The sequence below is a fragment of the Bhargavaea sp. GQ12 genome (assembly GCF_059758705.1).
This window is the reverse complement of sequence record NZ_JCAXEU010000001.1, coordinates 218,972-233,736: the sequence shown is the minus strand read 5'-3', so window position 1 is coordinate 233,736 and position 14,765 is coordinate 218,972. Positions and strand designations below refer to the sequence as shown.

Below are 14,765 nucleotides of genomic sequence, written 5' to 3'. Positions count from 1 at the left end.
ATGAAACGTTATTAAATTCCCGTTTCTGTCCCTAAACGTCAAGAACCCGCCGGTTCCTCCAGCAGGTTCTTTAGTATTTAGATTTTATGAAGTTCCGTTCAATTGTCCGGTCAGATGGTGGAAGAGGTCCCGGTCGCCTTGTTCAAGTGCGCGGTCGATCAGGTTAAGCAGGTTCATCCGTTCAAGTTCCAGGATCACATTTTCCGCTTCACCTGGTTCGAGCAGCAGCGGGTCATTTTCCATAATGTCCGCCCCCTGCAGGATTTCTTTGAGGTGGGTATGGATGTCCGATATAAGCAGTAACTGATAAAGCGGGAGGCGGATGAAGCGGCTGCCTTTCTGGAAGACGAAAATGTCGCCGAGGTTTTCAACTTGAAGACTTTGGAGGTTGATGTGGATCTCCTTCCCCTCCGACGGAATAAAGTGGAAGAGTTCTTCACCTTTCTTGATCGTGAAGTACTGATATTCAAAGACAAGCTTCACCTTCGCCTGTTCCTGCGTAACGTAAAATGGCTTCATTCTTTGGATGTGCAGCATGGGGCTCCCTCCTTTTCTAAATATTCCGTTATCAACAGTTTACCATAATTATATGAAAGCGCATACAAAATAATCCGGGCTTGATGCCCGGGACCTTTTTATTCGCTGCGATCGGAAGGTTTTCTTCCTTATTCCGTGATCCCCATTGCCATCCATGAAGAACCCGAAGTCCCGGACCCCAACTTCATTAACCAACCAAGATGAGGCTTGGGAAAGACGAGCAATCAGAAGAGGCTGCACGGACTTGACGATGCCCCACAATCAACACTTTGGTGATTGTGGTCGGCCTCAGTACAGAATTGAACCCGATCGGTCAGTCTTGGCCGAAAACGGCAGCCCCTCCATTTACGATTGATTTACGGCATCGTATAATGGAGGGACAGCCTTTTTTAGTTTGAGGGCTTTTTCCGGCGGTCGACATTGCCGGCCAGTAAGGAAAACAGCCCTATAGAAAGCGGTGTTTTAAATGATGGACCAGCTCACGGAAGTCGCTGATATATATAGAACGGAAATCATTGAAGCAATGGAACAGCAGAAAAAGCTGCCGGTCACCTATGATGTGAGGGAACGAAGGTTCCGCCAGGCTGCGATGATGGTGCGCAATGACTGGCTTCGCCTTCTCCAATCCGATCAGACAGGAATCGTCCGGTTCTCATTTCCCGGATTTCCTCAGCCGGAAGCGGAGATCCGCCTTTATAACCCCCGTGCCGCATGCAGCGTCCACGGCGATAAGGGCTGCGAGCATACGACAGCCGCCTACTTCGCCCTATACCAGCGCTTTGCTTCCCTGTCGGACTGGCTGGCGGAATGGCGTCATTCTGCCACCCAGTCAGCCGCTCCGTCACGGGCAGCGGAAAAGACGCCTGAAGCATGGCGAGAAGTATTCGGGCAGCTGACCGGCACCTTTCCTTCGATCGGTGAGAATGTTCCCTTCCATATGATTTCATCCGCCGTCACCCTTTACCGGCAGCAGGTGCGCGAGGCGGAACCGCTGGAACAGGAATGGAAACCGATGTTCCGGCTGTATGCAGGACTTTTCGGACTCAGTGCCATAACGGCGGGTGCACCGGCAGGCGGTTTCTCGATCGGCTATGACCGGTGGCAGTACGGCCGTCTGCTAGATTCCCTCACCGACGGCATCAGGGAAGAGTTAAAGCTTCTCTCCACCTCCCGCAGGCTGTTTGCTGCAGATCCGTTTTATCAGGATCTGGAGGATTTCATCCGGACACTGGTTTTGTCCGCAGAAAACGTCCAGGGCAGATGGCTGTCCGTCTACCGGGAGATGTGGGAATCCCTTTTTAACAGTGCGCCTGCGCGTCAGCGTGAACTGGAGACGCTCCGGCGGATGAAGGACGGCGATAAAGAGCCGCCGGCCCTCCGGCTGATGACCGCCTACCTGGAAATGCTGTCGGGCGAAACTGCCACAGAGCTGGATGCACCGCTCACAGACAACTCTCTGCCTCTCTTCCCTTCCTACCTCGATCTGGCATCCACACTTGCGGAAAACGGACATCCTGATGAGGCGCGGAATCTCCTCATGTCGCTTGTACCGCAGATCGGCAACTATATGGAATCCGTCTCGTTCCTTGACCAGCGCACGGCCGCCGGAAGACTGGCCGACCTGTGCCGGGATACCGATGTTCCCGATGAGACTGCTGCCGACATCCTGTTCCGCTGCGGAAGCGCCGCAGAGGCCGAGTATGCGGAGTTCCTCCTTAGCCGCGGGCATTACAGGGAATGGGCGGCATACCATCATCTGAACCGTTCCAGCCTTGAGCGGATCGAACGGACCGGACTAAAGACGATGATCGATGAAGCACCCATGGAAGCGGTGTTTCTCTTGAATGTCCATGTGGAGGAGCAAATTGCACAAAAAAGCCGCCAGAACTACCGCGAGGCCGTTCGGATCATGAAGAAGATGAAGCGCGCCGCCAAAAAGGCGGGCCGCACTGAGTGGTGGACGGGCTATGTCGACGCTCTCAGGCGCCGGCACCAACGGCTCCGTGCGCTCATGGAAGAACTCGAGAAAGGAGGGCTGCTGTCATGAAGCCCCTAACTTTAAACCGGGAGATAAGCTTGAAGGTCAGTGAATCGCCCGATGGCCGCTTCCTGTTTGCCGGTTTTGATCCGTCGGGTGACTTTATCGGAAGCCGTCCGCTGAAAGAGCTGCTTTTCTTTAGCCACACCCGCTCCTATATGGGCCTTCTCATCGAGGACAAAGATGGTGCTGTCCGGGCGGGCAGCCGCGAGATCGTGGAATCGTTCGGCGATCCGCATCCGTTTGTCCGCTATGTCGGCAGGTCCGAAGAAGATGAACAGTGGATCAGTACATTTAAAGAAGCAGCATCCATCTATAGCGAACCCGGCCTTCCACGGATACTCGGTGCCCCCGGCGGTTCGCTTCAGGTCGCCGAACAAGTATCGGAGGGAGCAGCACGCCTTCTGGGCCAGGTATTCGAGGAAATCCTGGAAGAAGGCGGCATCGGGCAGGACCGGCTGGATGACGTCATCCGCTTCCGCCGTCTGGAAGCTTCGGAAACACCTGATGCTCCCCTCCCCTTCCGAATGGCCCTCCGTCTGTCGGAACCTGTGGAAGACGACGGGCTGTGGATGCTGGAGAGCACCCTTGTGAATCCGAAGACCGGATCACACTGGACACCTGCCATAAGCAAATCGGCACAGCCGCCTTCCGAATCTTTACCGAAAAAGTGGAAGCCCTATGCCGGGTCCGTCGCACGGATGCAGTCCAGAATCCGCACTGTCCTCTCCGGTGACTACAGTTCCGATAACACTACGTTTATCGCCCTGCCGTTTGAGGACCACGAAGTCCGGAGTTTCCTGAAAGACGATCTGCCCCTTTTGCAGGCACTCGACATCGACGTCATCCTGCCCGGCTGGCTCCGGGAAGCCGCAGAACGCCGTGTACGTGTCCGGGCGTCTGCCTCTGCCGGTTCATCCGGCAATGCCCGACTCGAGGACGCGCTCAGTTTCAACTGGTCGTTCTCGCTCGGAGGGTCCGAAATCCCGGCCGAACGCTTCCAGCGGCTTGTCCAGGAAAAGCGGGAATTCATCCGCTCCGGCGATGAATGGTTCCGGCTGGATGCTGCCTGGCTTGCCCGCATCCGTGAAATGATGGAGACGGCCGAGAAAAGCGGCTGGACCGTCAAGGACCTCCTTTTCAGGGATCTTGAAGAAGAGTTGGGTGCAGTCAGCTCCCGGCCTGACGACGAAGAGGAAGACGACCCGCTGTTTGATTTCCTCCTGCAGCATTCATTGAAAGATGCCGTCGAGCGCATCCGCAGCAAAGAAGGCATTCCGGAAACACCGGTGCCGGATGGGCTGCATGCGGAACTCAGGCCTTATCAGCAAAAAGGATTCGACTGGCTTGTCTTTATGCGGGAACACGGATTTGGGGCGGTGCTTGCGGACGACATGGGACTCGGAAAGACGGTCCAGCTGATCGCCACCCTGCTCCATGCACGGGAGTCCGGCCTCGCCGAATCCCCGTCCCTGATCATCTGCCCGACGTCGGTCATCGGCAACTGGCAAAAGGAGCTCCAGAGATTCGCCCCTGACCACCCTGTACTTGTCCATTACGGCCCAGGGCGCCTTCGGGACGATGGATTGGAAGATGCATTGGCCTCGCTCGGAAACGGGCTTGTGCTGACCACTTACGGTACGTTCATGCAAGATCATGAGGAACTGACGGCTAAAGAATGGGACGCTGTGGCGCTCGATGAAGCCCAGAACATCAAAAACATGCAGACGAAGCAATCCAGGGCAGTCCGGAAACTGCGCGGCCGTCACCACATCGCACTGACCGGCACACCGATTGAAAATCGGCTTGCCGAATTGTGGGCGATCTTTGACTTTATCCACCGCGGCTATTTGGGGCGCTTCGCGGAGTTCCAGGAGGAGTTTATCGGGCCGATTGAGCGCGACGGTTCCGAAAAGCAGATGCAGCGGCTGCGCGCGAAGATTTCTCCGTTCCTCCTCCGCCGTACCAAATCGGACCCGGCACTGAAGCTTAACCTTCCCGATAAGCTCGAGGAAAACGAGTTCGTGCCGCTCACCGAGGAACAGGCTGCGCTTTACGAAGGCTATATCAGTGAAACGAAAGCAAGCCTCTTGGAGGCGGAAGGATTCCGCAGGCGCGGCATCATCCTGAAGATGCTCAGCCGGCTTAAGCAGCTCTGTAACCATCCGGCTCTGTTCCTGAAGGAGCCGTTCGGGGAACCCGATGAGATGCTTGCCCGCTCCAAGAAGCTCGAGCGGATCATGACACTAACCGCCGACATCGTGGACCGCGGCGAACAGGTGCTGATCTTCACCCAGTACATCGGCATGGGTGAACTGATCCGCCACTGCCTGTCCAACTTGTACGATATCGAAGCACCTTTCCTGACCGGCAGCATGCCGAAGGGCCGCCGCGACCGGCTCGTTGAGGAATTCCAGAATGGCGGCTTTCCTGTTTTCATCCTATCCCTGAAGGCCGGCGGCACAGGACTCAACCTGACCGCAGCCAATCATGTGCTTCATGCCGACCGGTGGTGGAACCCCGCAGTCGAGAACCAGGCGACCGACCGGGCCTACCGCATCGGACAGGACCGTTTTGTCCACGTCCGCAAATTCGTGACGATCGGCACGATCGAAGAAAAGATCGACAGGATGATCACCGAGAAAGCCGCACTTTCCGCGGATCTCATCCAATCCGGCGCCTGGATCACAGAACTTACGGACGAAGAACTCAATGACCTCTTCGCCATCGGGTGATTTTACCGGTGTAAGGTTTCTGTGATTGAGCCGTTGATTATCTTTACTGAAACGTTGATTATCTTTACTGAAACGTTGATTATCTTCATTGAGACGTTGATTATGTTGACCGAAACGTTGACGATGTTAAATGAAACACTCACGATCTTCAACCATACAGAAGCAGACAGCCCGGCCACCCCCATGGCCGGGCTGTCCATTATCCTGTATCCTCCACAAATGTTCACTCATTCATCGCTTCATGACGAAATTCATTATGTCCGATTCCTGCCAATGACGGTCGCTCAGCTTCTTTTCCATGTAAATGACCCGCTCGTTGAGGTGGGCGACGATCCGGATCAGCTGTTCGATCTGCTGCTCGGTCCGGCCGAGCTGATGCTTGATTTGTTCCATCCATACCAGGTCCTTTCTCAAGGTTGGTTTTTCTCAAAAGGTGGTCGGGGTGACGTCGCAGAGTTCCGGGATCCGATCCCGTCTGTCCGGCGTTGCGGTCCCGCCGGTTGACGGAATCATGGCCGGATGGGTTCTTCGCCTGTTTCGAACTCCAGGCCATGCGGGAGTGTGTGTCCCTGTGCCTGCTGGCTTCCATGGTGTTCCTCGTGGGAGTGTTGCGGGGTTATTCCTTCCATCCCGGTCCGCCGAACCGGAACGGACATCTCCTCCGTCCTGCCGCCTCCGGGACTGTCAGCTACAGCTGTCCGGTGGGCAGGCGGTTTGGTGGAAAGGAACCGGAGCTCCTCACTCACCACCTGTGTGACATACACCCGGTTTCCGTCCTTTTCATAGGTCCGGGACTGGAGCCGGCCTCCGATGCTGACTAGCGACCCTTTGCCGCAGTATTTCACCGTATTGACCGCCGAGTTCCCCCAGACAGTGCATAAGACAAAATCTGCGTCATTGTCCCGGTCATTCTTGAACCTCCGGTTGACAGCCAGCACGAAGCTGGTCTGGACCCGGCCTTCCGACAGTTTCTTCAGTTCGGGATCCTTTGTGAGCCGCCCGACCAATGCCACCTGATTCAATGGTTCACCTCCTTTGCTGTGGATGAGCCAAGCATAACCGAGGCTTGGCAAAAGAGGCAAAACGCCATTTTTGAAGATTGAGGACGATTTTTGTCCCAAAATTCATTTTTGCGGAGTCTTCCTTTTGTCCTCCGGAACGGCTTGGCCTTTGCGCCGTCCCATTTTCGGCCCGTTTCAGTGATTCGGCAAAATTCGATTTTGGCACATTGGCAAACAATTTTCGGACTTTCGGCCTTATGGTATACTGGGCGTACGAAAACACCTGGGAGGCGTAGGCATTGAAGTCGTTTAAACTGCTGTCTGTCGGTTTCGAGAAGGACGGAGAATTCATCTCCTGCCCGCTCGTGGACGGAATTATCATCAACGAGGAAAACAGCCGCCGTTCCTGGATCCTGGAGATGTTCATCGATAAAGCGCATAAGCCGCTGTTCGATGAATGGCTGGAATCCGGTGAAGTGATGAATGCCAAGGCGGTCATCTCCTATCCCGAGAACGAACCCGCGGGCTTCCGGCTGGCAGTTTATGCCGTGAAGGAAATCGGCGACCATATCTCCGTCCTCCTGAAAGGCCCTCTGAAGCGAGTCCGTTCCCAATACGCAGAACATCTGCTTGAGGAACTGATTGCAGAAGGGCTGCAGGGAGACGACATGCTTGACCGATTCCGGGATGATATGAAAAACCGGCCGCAACTGAAGCGCGACCGGAACAAACTTTCCCCATCATAATCAGGGCCGCTTTTCTGACGGTTCACCAAATGACAAAACCCGGCCGGGCGCCTGCCCAAGCCGGGTTTCTCTTTCATTATCCTCCGCCCATGCCACCGCCGTTACCATTTCCGTTGCGGTCAAGATCGTCTTCCATGATCTCATCGCGCTTTTCGGAATCCGTGCCTCCGCCGTCATCATTGCCGCCGAATTCACCAAATCCCGGACCTGTTCCGTCCGGGTCGACCGGGCCGTTTGTGCCTTCACCGCCCATGCCGTCACCGCTTCCGTCGCCATTACCGTCGAACATCTCGTCATTGCCTTCCTGGATGTCCTCCATGGGTGTTTCGTTGTCCGCCGGGAGCGCGTCCTCGTCGTTCCCGTTGCAGCCGGCAAGCATGGCTGCGGTGGCAAACAGTGCCGGTGCCGCTTTTTTCAACATTAAAATTCCTCCCCTACGGCTATTGTGCAAGGTTTCCGCACGGCCGTCCGGACAGCCGCTCCGCCTTGACATCACGCAGGCCTGCGCGATGTCATTAGCTTGGCTGTTTGGGGAGGAACGATGATGAAATTCTTATTTCCTATTTAAGCCTTTGCTTCCCGTATAAAGCTTTCTTTCCTGAGCATGCTAATCGCAGTTCAGGACTCAGCTTTTGGGCCGATGGCGAACAGGATGTCCGCTTCGCAGGCGATTTCGCCGTCAACACGTGCAATTGCATGGCCCTTGCCCATCGTGCCGCGGAGTCGGGTAAGTTCGACTTCCAGTTCAAGCCGGTCCCCCGGCTTTACCTGGCGCTTGAAACGGCAGTTGTCGATGCCGGTGAAAAACGCAAGGCGTCCGGCATTGCCTTCCATGGAAAGGACCGCAACAGCGCCCACCTGTGCCAGCGCCTCAACGATCAGGACTCCAGGCATGACCGGATATCCCGGGAAATGCCCATTAAAGAAGTCCTCATTGATCGTGACATTTTTATAGCCTGCTGCACGCTTCCCTTCTTCCAGCTCCGTAATCCGGTCGACCAGAAGAAATGGATAGCGGTGCGGCAGGATTGCCTGGATCTGTTCTGTCGTCAACATTTGATGTCCTCCTTCAATATGGCCGGCACGGTGCCGCTCATACATCACCTATAATCATTTTCCATATATGCTGCCAAGTTTCCGGCTTCAGCGCATCCGCCGCCTTGCCGTCTCCGATGACGCTGAACCCGAACATGACCCCGAGCACTGCTGCAAGCACCACTCCGATCAGAAACAGCAGGACGCGCAGCCAGATCGGAATCAGCCTGATCTGGACCCAGCGGCCGACTTCCTCCTGGCCGCCTTTCGTTGCTTCCGCTTTTCCTGCAGGTTTCTTTTTGGCGGACACCCGTGCTTTTTCCCGTTCTGCCGTGCGGTTCGTCGCCTTGAACACCTTACCGCCTGCCTGTCCCGCAACCGGTACAGTTTTTGGCGCACGCTGCTGCCTTTTCTGGACTTTCTGGCGCTCGGCAGTCCGGTTGGACGCCCGCAACGTGCCTGTACCGGCTGAACCGGTGTTTTTCCGGTTAACGGACCGTCGGCCTGTATTCTGTTCACGCTTTTCTTTTTCAGTCATTGCAATCTCCCTAATCCATGCACTGATTTAGCCTTTGACGAATGCCGGCCTCTGCCTGTCCAGCATGATCCCTGTTCCTTTAACGACACATCCGAGCGGATCGTCCGCTAGGTAGACGGGAACTTTCAGCTGCTCGGACAAAAGTCCGTCGATGCCCTGAAGAAGGGCACCTCCACCGGTCAAGATGATTCCACGATCGATGATATCCGCCGACAGTTCCGGCGGTGTCTTTTCCAGGACGTTCTTCGCGCCCTGTACGATCGTCATAACCGACTCTCGGATGGCACCGGCAATCTTGTCCGAATCGACTGTGACAGCCCTGGGAAGGCCGCTGACAAGGTCCCTGCCCCGGATATCGACTGTCTTTTTCTCAGCACCCGGGAGTGCCGTCCCGACTTCTTTTTTGATGAACTCCGCAGTCGGCTCACCGATATGCAATTTTTCATGCTTCCGAATGTACTGAAGAATCATTGCATCAAATGTGTTCCCGCCGACCTTGACGGATTGGCTTGTGACGATACCGCCCATCGACAGGACCGCGATGTCGGTCGTTCCTCCGCCGATGTCGATGATCATGTTGCCGCTCGGCTGGAAAATGTCCATTCCGGCTCCAATGGCGGCCACTTTCGGTTCTTCCTCTATGTATACGCGCCTTGCGCCCGCCTTGAGCGCTGCGTCCTGGATCGCCTTCTGCTCCACGGCCGTCACTTCTACAGGGCAGCAGATCAGGATCCTCGGCTTTCTCAGAAAGCCTTTCACACCGAGACGGTCGATGAATTTTGTGAGCATCGCTTCTGTCATATCGAAATCGGCGATGACACCGTCTTTCATCGGGCGGATGGTCCGGATGGTTCCTGGCGCACGGCCGAGCATCCTGTAGGCCTCATCTCCGACCGCCAGCACCTGTTTTGTTTTCGGATCGATCGCGATGACCGACGGCTCGTTCAGTACGATGCCGCTCCCCTTGACGTGGATCAGCGTATTTGATGTGCCGAGATCGATTCCGATATCCTTGTAGAACATATCCGTGCTCCTTCCGTCCGGTTTCCGTACGTTTTTCTGCCTTGTCCCATTTTATCATAGCGGCACACCAATGAACATATAGGAATCAGGGAGTCCGTTTCATGAAAAAAGCGCCCCGGCGGACCGGCTGAATGCCGGACGCGGATCGCTTTTTCAGGATTTCGGGGCCGCCGGCTCCTTGCATCCGCCCGGACCGGTTCGGGTGCGGCGCCACTTGTCGCGCGTCGCTTCGCCGCCGCGGAGATGCCGGATCGCCTTGTGATAGGCCAGCACCTCCGCCACTTCCCTGGCAAGCTCCCCATCAACATTCGGGAGCCGCTCCGTCAGATCCTTGTGGACGGTGCTTTTGGAATACCCCGTCGAGCGGGCAAGTGCCCGGACGGTCGCCCTCGTCTCCAGCAGCAATTCCCCCAACTTCAGGCATCGGCGCCGGATATGTTCGTGCACGTTCTCTTCCTTTCCTCATGTAGGAACGCTTTTCACAACATATGCTGGCGCAAGGGAAATCAGACCGGTTGGAAGCAAATCGACTTAAGGAAGAAAAGCGGAGGCGGCTCTGTGTTGACGGATTTTCGATTGCAACGCTTCTTTATGTCAACGTCTCAGTCGGGTATGGCAACGTCTCAGCAGAGTATGGCAACGTCCCAATGTACTATGTTAACGTCTCACCCCTTACCGGTCCCCCCGTAACATTAAAAACCGGGCAGCACGACGCTTGGTCGGCTGCCCGGCTGAGATCAGAATGCCAGGTAATTCCCCGGATTCACCGCGACACCATCTTTTTTCACTTCGAAGAGCAAGTGATTGCCTGCAGTAGGATTCCACTCATTCGCCGCTGTTGTCGCAATTGTAGCACCTTGTGCGACCTGGTCGCCTTTTTCCACGAGAATGCCCGTCACCGAACCGTAGCTGGTCACAAGCCCATCAGCATGCTTGATGGTGACTTTGTTGCCCATGAATTCATCGACCACGACGTCTTCCACCGTTCCGCTCAGCGCAGCCTTCACCTCGAACGGCTCATCACCATTCGAGAGTGAGATCCCGCTGTTCGTCACATACGTCTGATTAAAGACGAGGAGGGCCTTTTCGCGCTGCTCTGAATCTGCTTCCATGTCATAGTATTCCTGCAGCACGGATACATTGTCGAGAAGGGCTTCATCAAACGGGAATTTCATCGTTTCGTTGGAGGCATTGGTTTCAAGAGTGACTTCCCCGCCTCCGCCGCCTGCCGGATCACCGGATTGCGACACTTGCGCCTTTTCTCCTGCATCGTCGTTCGTTACTGCCTGATAGGTCCAGACCATCCCTACGAATAAGACCGCGAAACCTGAATAGATGGCCGGCCACAACCAGCTTTTGCGATTCTTGTTCTTCTGAGAAGGATTATTCGGTTTCTCTTCTCTCATTATCATCACCTCAACCGCATTGTTGGCAGGTTAAGGGGATTTTAAACACTCCGGATCGTCAGCTTCCAATTTTTTTATTGTCGTTCCATCATAATAGTGGAATAAAATCTTTTCGGCAGGCCAACCTTCGCGCGCGTATGCTTCCGCACCGTATTGGCTCATGCCGACACCATGGCCATACCCCTTTGTGAAGACATGGACAATTTTCTTTTTCGGATCATAGGCGATGTCAAAGTCCGTTGAGCGGAGCCCGAGCTTTTCACGCATTTCCCGGCCTTCCATCGTAAAGCCGTCGGCCTCCGCCTGCTGCACACGGCCGGTCTCGTTCCGCTTTAGCCTCAGCGTTCCAAAACGTACCGCATCCCAGCCTCCCCCGAGAAGCTTGTCCCACTCACTCAGTGAAAATGTTTCCGAATCCTCGAACCTCGGAGAAACGTCGGCATCTTCCGGGCTGTCCACACTGCGGAGATATGGAATGTCCGTGCCGCCGTAATTTTTCGCTGTTTCGGTCTTGCCATTGCTGGTGGAGTGGAACATGGCGGAGATGAGTTCCCCTTCATGGATAAGTACCATGCCCTCCGTCTCGGCCACCGCTTCCCTCACTTTCTTCTCGTTTTCCGGATAGTCCTTGTCCCACTCATTTTTCCGCTCGGCCACCGGCTTGTACACCTGATGGGCCGTGTCTTTACGGATCGGCTCCTTGCCCCCGGCGGTCACCCGGAGTGCATATGTGCGCGCCGCAATGGCCTGCGCCTTTAATGCCTCCTTGCTGAAGCCGGGCGGCATTTCGCCCGAGACGACTCCTGCCACATATTCCTCAAGCGGTACCGGCTCCGCCTCCCCTTCGACCGTCAGAAGGACCTGGCAGGCTCCTGCCCCTTCCTCCGACACGGCGGCCTGTTCAGGTTCAGCCGTTGAAGGAAGGTTGTCCCCGACGGCTTCACTCGGCTTCTTGAATAGGATCGGTAAGGAGAACAGCATGATGATAAGCCCCAAAGCAATCAACTTTTTCATATCGGATTCTATGTATCGGGCTGAACGGATATGAAAAAGCGGACCGCCTATGGCCGGTCCGCTCATTCGTATAGATAAGGATAAGATCGATGATTACATGATTGGTATCGTAAGTGCGGCCACCGGCGGGAACCGGTCTGCCACGGACCGTTCATGGGAGGCGCCAAGTGCGCCCACCCGACTGATCATACGAGTTCTTTTTCCTTTTCGTCTGCAGTTTCGCCGTCATTGACACGGGTGATATCCGCTCCGAGACTCGCAAGCTTTCCGTGGAAGTCGACATATCCGCGGTCAAGGTGAATCAGTTCTGTCACCCGTGTGATGCCTTCAGCAGCAAGTCCCGCAAGGATCAGTGCGGCAGCGGCACGCAGGTCGGTTGCCGCCACTTCGGCACCCTGCAGGCTGGACGGACCGTTCATGATCACAGAGCGGCCCTCGATTTTCACATTCGCGTTCATGCGGCGGAATTCTTCGACATGCATGAAGCGGTTCTCGAATACGGTCTCAGTAAGGACTCCTGTGCCTTCCGCAGTCAGCATGAGCGCCATCACTTGGGACTGCATGTCTGTCGGGAAGCCGGGATATGGCATCGTCTTGATATCGACCGAACGCAACGGCTTTTCGGCACGGATCCGGAGACCATTGTCGGTGTCTTCGATTTCGATGTTCATTTCCTTAAGCTTGGCGATCAGCGCCGCATTATGCTCAGGTACCGCATTTTCAATCGTTACATCGCCCTTTGTGATCGCCGCGGCAACCATGAATGTGCCCGTTTCGATCCGGTCAGGGATGATGTGGTGAGTGGCCCCGTGCAGTGAACGGACGCCCTCGATGCGGATTGTATCCGTTCCCGCACCGATGATGCGGCCGCCCATTTCGTTGATGTAGTTCGCAAGGTCGACAATCTCCGGCTCTTTTGCAGCGTTCTCGAGGATTGTCGTCCCTTCCGCAAGAGCTGCCGCAGACATAATGTTCTCGGTCGCGCCGACACTTGGGAAGTCCAGGTAGATGCGTGCACCTTTCAGGCGGCCATCCACTTTCGCTTCTACGAAGCCGTTGCCAGTTGTAATTTCGGCGCCCATCGCCTCAAAGCCCTTCAGGTGCTGCTCGATCGGGCGGGAACCGATGGCGCAGCCACCCGGTTGTGCCACGCGGGCGAATCCGTTGCGCGCGAGCAGCGGACCCATAACGAGGATCGACGCCCGCATTTTCCGTACATATTCGAACTGTGCCTCGCTGGAAAGCGGAGCCGATGCATCGATCCGCACTTCATTGCGCTCCGCATCAAACTCGACCTTTGCATTAAGGCTCCTTAAAACTTCATTGATCGTGTATACATCAGTCAGAATCGGGACATCCTTGATGATGTTCGTCCCATCCGTGGAAAGGAGTGCCGCGGCAAGAACAGGCAATACCGCATTCTTTGCTCCTTCGACACGAACCGACCCTTTCAGCGGTCGGCCACCCTTAATAATAATTTTCTCCAATATAAGTCCCTCCGGCTTCTCTCTCGTATCCAAGTGTTCCATTGTCTGTTTTTACTTGCAACGTCAGGTGCGGCCCGCCCCTGGAAAGCCTATCCTATAGGGATTCCGCGGGTCCGTTCTTAAAAAAACACAAACCATAAACAGTTTACAATGCTTCCAGCCCTGTTTCAAGAGAAGAGCTGGCCTGCAGGCACTGACAATCGCAATTCGCCATACTTTCAACATACTATACGTCGAATCTTCGCGTTTTGTGTCGGTAAGCGCCCATTTGAAAGTGCAGGGCTTCTTGCCTATTTTTTTCATTCCCTATGAAATTTGTGTTAAACAGCTTCCTGTCTTTTTTCTTATCTGTCCTTCATGGACGGAGACAGGAACACACCATAACGGATGCTCCGCGCGCCCGTCCATGAAGGACAGCCCTCAGCCGAAAAGGCTGGGGAGCTGCCTTGACCAATAGGATATGTCCAGGAAGAAATTCGATACAGCGGAACCGATGGCGATACTTAGCAGAATATACAGGAGCTGTGCCTGAAACACTTTGTTCTTCCGGATCCAGCTTTCGGGCATAAGCGCCTGCAGTGCATAAAAAGCAACTGCGATGAAAAAGATATGGGAAATAAGCCCTGTCACAGACTGGAAGGCAAAATATTGATCCAACTCCGCAAACCGCCTTTCTGAATAGGTTCTCCTGAAGAATCCGGATTTCTCAGTCCTTCATGCCAAAAAATAAAAAGAAAGCGGGCAGATCAACTCTGCCCGCTTTTCTCTGTGAGGATATCGTTAGATTTTGCCTTTCGCGACGTCCAAACGGTTCATCGCGCGACTGAGTGCCAACTCTGCACGCTTGGCATCCAGGTCCCCCTGCTTTTGCTGAAGACGCTGTTCGGCACGCTTCTTCGCCTCAATGGCGCGGGCAGTGTCGATATCTTCCGCAAGCTCGGCGGACTGGGCGAGGATCGTGACCTGATCCGGACGGACTTCCAGGAATCCGCCGCTGACCGCCACACGTTCTGTGGACGAGTCTTTGTTCAAGCGGACGGCGCCGATTTCAAGCGGCGCAACCATCGGGATGTGACCCGGAAGAATACCGAGTTCACCGGTCGTAGTGACCGCGATGACCATGTTCGCATCCGAATCATATACCGGACCGTCGGGAGTGACGATATTCACTTTGATTGTGCTCATGCTTTTCCCTCCTGGTCAGG

Annotated in this window: 16 protein-coding genes; 4 read left to right on the top strand and 12 right to left on the bottom strand. The window is 55.2% G+C overall.

From position 1 onward, the window contains the following. Nucleotides 1–84: 84 nt before the first annotated feature. Nucleotides 85–537 carry an IDEAL domain-containing protein gene (locus AC6CHQ_RS01200; protein ID WP_092054449.1) on the bottom strand — a complete coding sequence of 151 codons (453 nt, stop codon included), beginning with the start codon at nucleotides 535–537 and terminating at the stop codon, nucleotides 85–87. 466 nt (nucleotides 538–1,003) lie between these two features. On the opposite strand from AC6CHQ_RS01200, the gene AC6CHQ_RS01195 reads away from it, so the two are divergent. Genes AC6CHQ_RS01195 through AC6CHQ_RS01185 form a run of 3 tightly spaced genes read left to right on the top strand, consistent with a single transcriptional unit; the run spans nucleotide 1,004 to nucleotide 5,814 of the window. Next, nucleotides 1,004–2,584 carry a hypothetical protein gene (locus tag AC6CHQ_RS01195; protein WP_498080585.1) on the top strand — a complete coding sequence of 527 codons (1,581 nt, stop codon included), beginning with the start codon at nucleotides 1,004–1,006 and terminating at the stop codon, nucleotides 2,582–2,584. Further along, a complete protein-coding gene (locus AC6CHQ_RS01190; RefSeq protein WP_498080584.1) occupies nucleotides 2,581–5,310 on the top strand; it encodes a DEAD/DEAH box helicase in 2,730 nt (909 codons plus the stop codon). Before AC6CHQ_RS01195 ends, AC6CHQ_RS01190 begins: the two co-directional genes overlap by 4 nt. 21 nt (nucleotides 5,311–5,331) lie before the next feature. Beyond that, nucleotides 5,332–5,814, top strand: coding sequence for a hypothetical protein (locus AC6CHQ_RS01185; RefSeq protein ID WP_498080583.1), 483 nt, complete (start codon nucleotides 5,332–5,334; stop codon nucleotides 5,812–5,814). Nucleotides 5,815–5,819: 5 nt separating this feature from the next. Here AC6CHQ_RS01185 and AC6CHQ_RS01180 read toward each other — a convergent pair whose 3' ends face one another. After that, nucleotides 5,820–6,323 carry a single-stranded DNA-binding protein gene (locus AC6CHQ_RS01180; RefSeq protein ID WP_245744438.1) on the bottom strand — a complete coding sequence of 168 codons (504 nt, stop codon included), beginning with the start codon at nucleotides 6,321–6,323 and terminating at the stop codon, nucleotides 5,820–5,822. A 287-nt stretch (nucleotides 6,324–6,610) separates the two neighbouring features. On the opposite strand from AC6CHQ_RS01180, the gene AC6CHQ_RS01175 reads away from it, so the two are divergent. Further along, on the top strand, nucleotides 6,611–7,057 hold the full coding sequence (locus AC6CHQ_RS01175; RefSeq protein ID WP_251239014.1) for a YwpF family protein: 447 nt from the start codon (nucleotides 6,611–6,613) through the stop codon (nucleotides 7,055–7,057). A 76-nt stretch (nucleotides 7,058–7,133) separates the two neighbouring features. Here AC6CHQ_RS01175 and AC6CHQ_RS01170 read toward each other — a convergent pair whose 3' ends face one another. From AC6CHQ_RS01170 to AC6CHQ_RS01125, 10 genes are all read right to left on the bottom strand, one after another. Continuing rightward, a complete protein-coding gene (locus tag AC6CHQ_RS01170) occupies nucleotides 7,134–7,478 on the bottom strand; it encodes a hypothetical protein (RefSeq protein WP_251239013.1) in 345 nt (114 codons plus the stop codon). 197 nt (nucleotides 7,479–7,675) lie between these two features. Beyond that, the gene (gene fabZ, locus AC6CHQ_RS01165; RefSeq protein WP_092054467.1) at nucleotides 7,676–8,113 is read right to left on the bottom strand and encodes a 3-hydroxyacyl-ACP dehydratase FabZ; all 438 of its coding nucleotides are present in this window, start codon (nucleotides 8,111–8,113) and stop codon (nucleotides 7,676–7,678) included. Nucleotides 8,114–8,150: 37 nt separating this feature from the next. Beyond that, on the bottom strand, nucleotides 8,151–8,630 hold the full coding sequence (locus tag AC6CHQ_RS01160) for a DNA-directed RNA polymerase subunit beta (protein ID WP_092054470.1): 480 nt from the start codon (nucleotides 8,628–8,630) through the stop codon (nucleotides 8,151–8,153). 27 nt (nucleotides 8,631–8,657) lie between these two features. Further along, nucleotides 8,658–9,653, bottom strand: a complete 996-nt coding sequence (locus AC6CHQ_RS01155; RefSeq protein ID WP_092054471.1) for a rod shape-determining protein — start codon at nucleotides 9,651–9,653, stop codon at nucleotides 8,658–8,660. A 153-nt stretch (nucleotides 9,654–9,806) separates the two neighbouring features. Beyond that, on the bottom strand, nucleotides 9,807–10,100 hold the full coding sequence (locus AC6CHQ_RS01150) for a sporulation transcriptional regulator SpoIIID (protein WP_092054474.1): 294 nt from the start codon (nucleotides 10,098–10,100) through the stop codon (nucleotides 9,807–9,809). A 290-nt stretch (nucleotides 10,101–10,390) separates the two neighbouring features. Continuing rightward, nucleotides 10,391–11,059 (bottom strand): M23 family metallopeptidase, encoded by a 669-nt coding sequence (locus AC6CHQ_RS01145; RefSeq protein ID WP_251239012.1) that lies wholly within the window; start codon nucleotides 11,057–11,059, stop codon nucleotides 10,391–10,393. A 30-nt stretch (nucleotides 11,060–11,089) separates the two neighbouring features. Then, complete coding sequence (spoIID, locus tag AC6CHQ_RS01140) at nucleotides 11,090–12,073, bottom strand: stage II sporulation protein D (protein ID WP_498080582.1); 984 nt, start codon at nucleotides 12,071–12,073, stop codon at nucleotides 11,090–11,092. 185 nt (nucleotides 12,074–12,258) lie between these two features. Next, complete coding sequence (gene murA, locus AC6CHQ_RS01135; RefSeq protein ID WP_498080581.1) at nucleotides 12,259–13,560, bottom strand: UDP-N-acetylglucosamine 1-carboxyvinyltransferase; 1,302 nt, start codon at nucleotides 13,558–13,560, stop codon at nucleotides 12,259–12,261. Between the two features lie 420 nt (nucleotides 13,561–13,980). Further along, nucleotides 13,981–14,217 (bottom strand): DUF1146 family protein, encoded by a 237-nt coding sequence (locus AC6CHQ_RS01130; protein WP_092054486.1) that lies wholly within the window; start codon nucleotides 14,215–14,217, stop codon nucleotides 13,981–13,983. A gap of 123 nt (nucleotides 14,218–14,340) precedes the next feature. After that, nucleotides 14,341–14,745 (bottom strand): F0F1 ATP synthase subunit epsilon, encoded by a 405-nt coding sequence (locus AC6CHQ_RS01125; RefSeq protein ID WP_251239010.1) that lies wholly within the window; start codon nucleotides 14,743–14,745, stop codon nucleotides 14,341–14,343. Nucleotides 14,746–14,765: the final 20 nt, after the last annotated feature.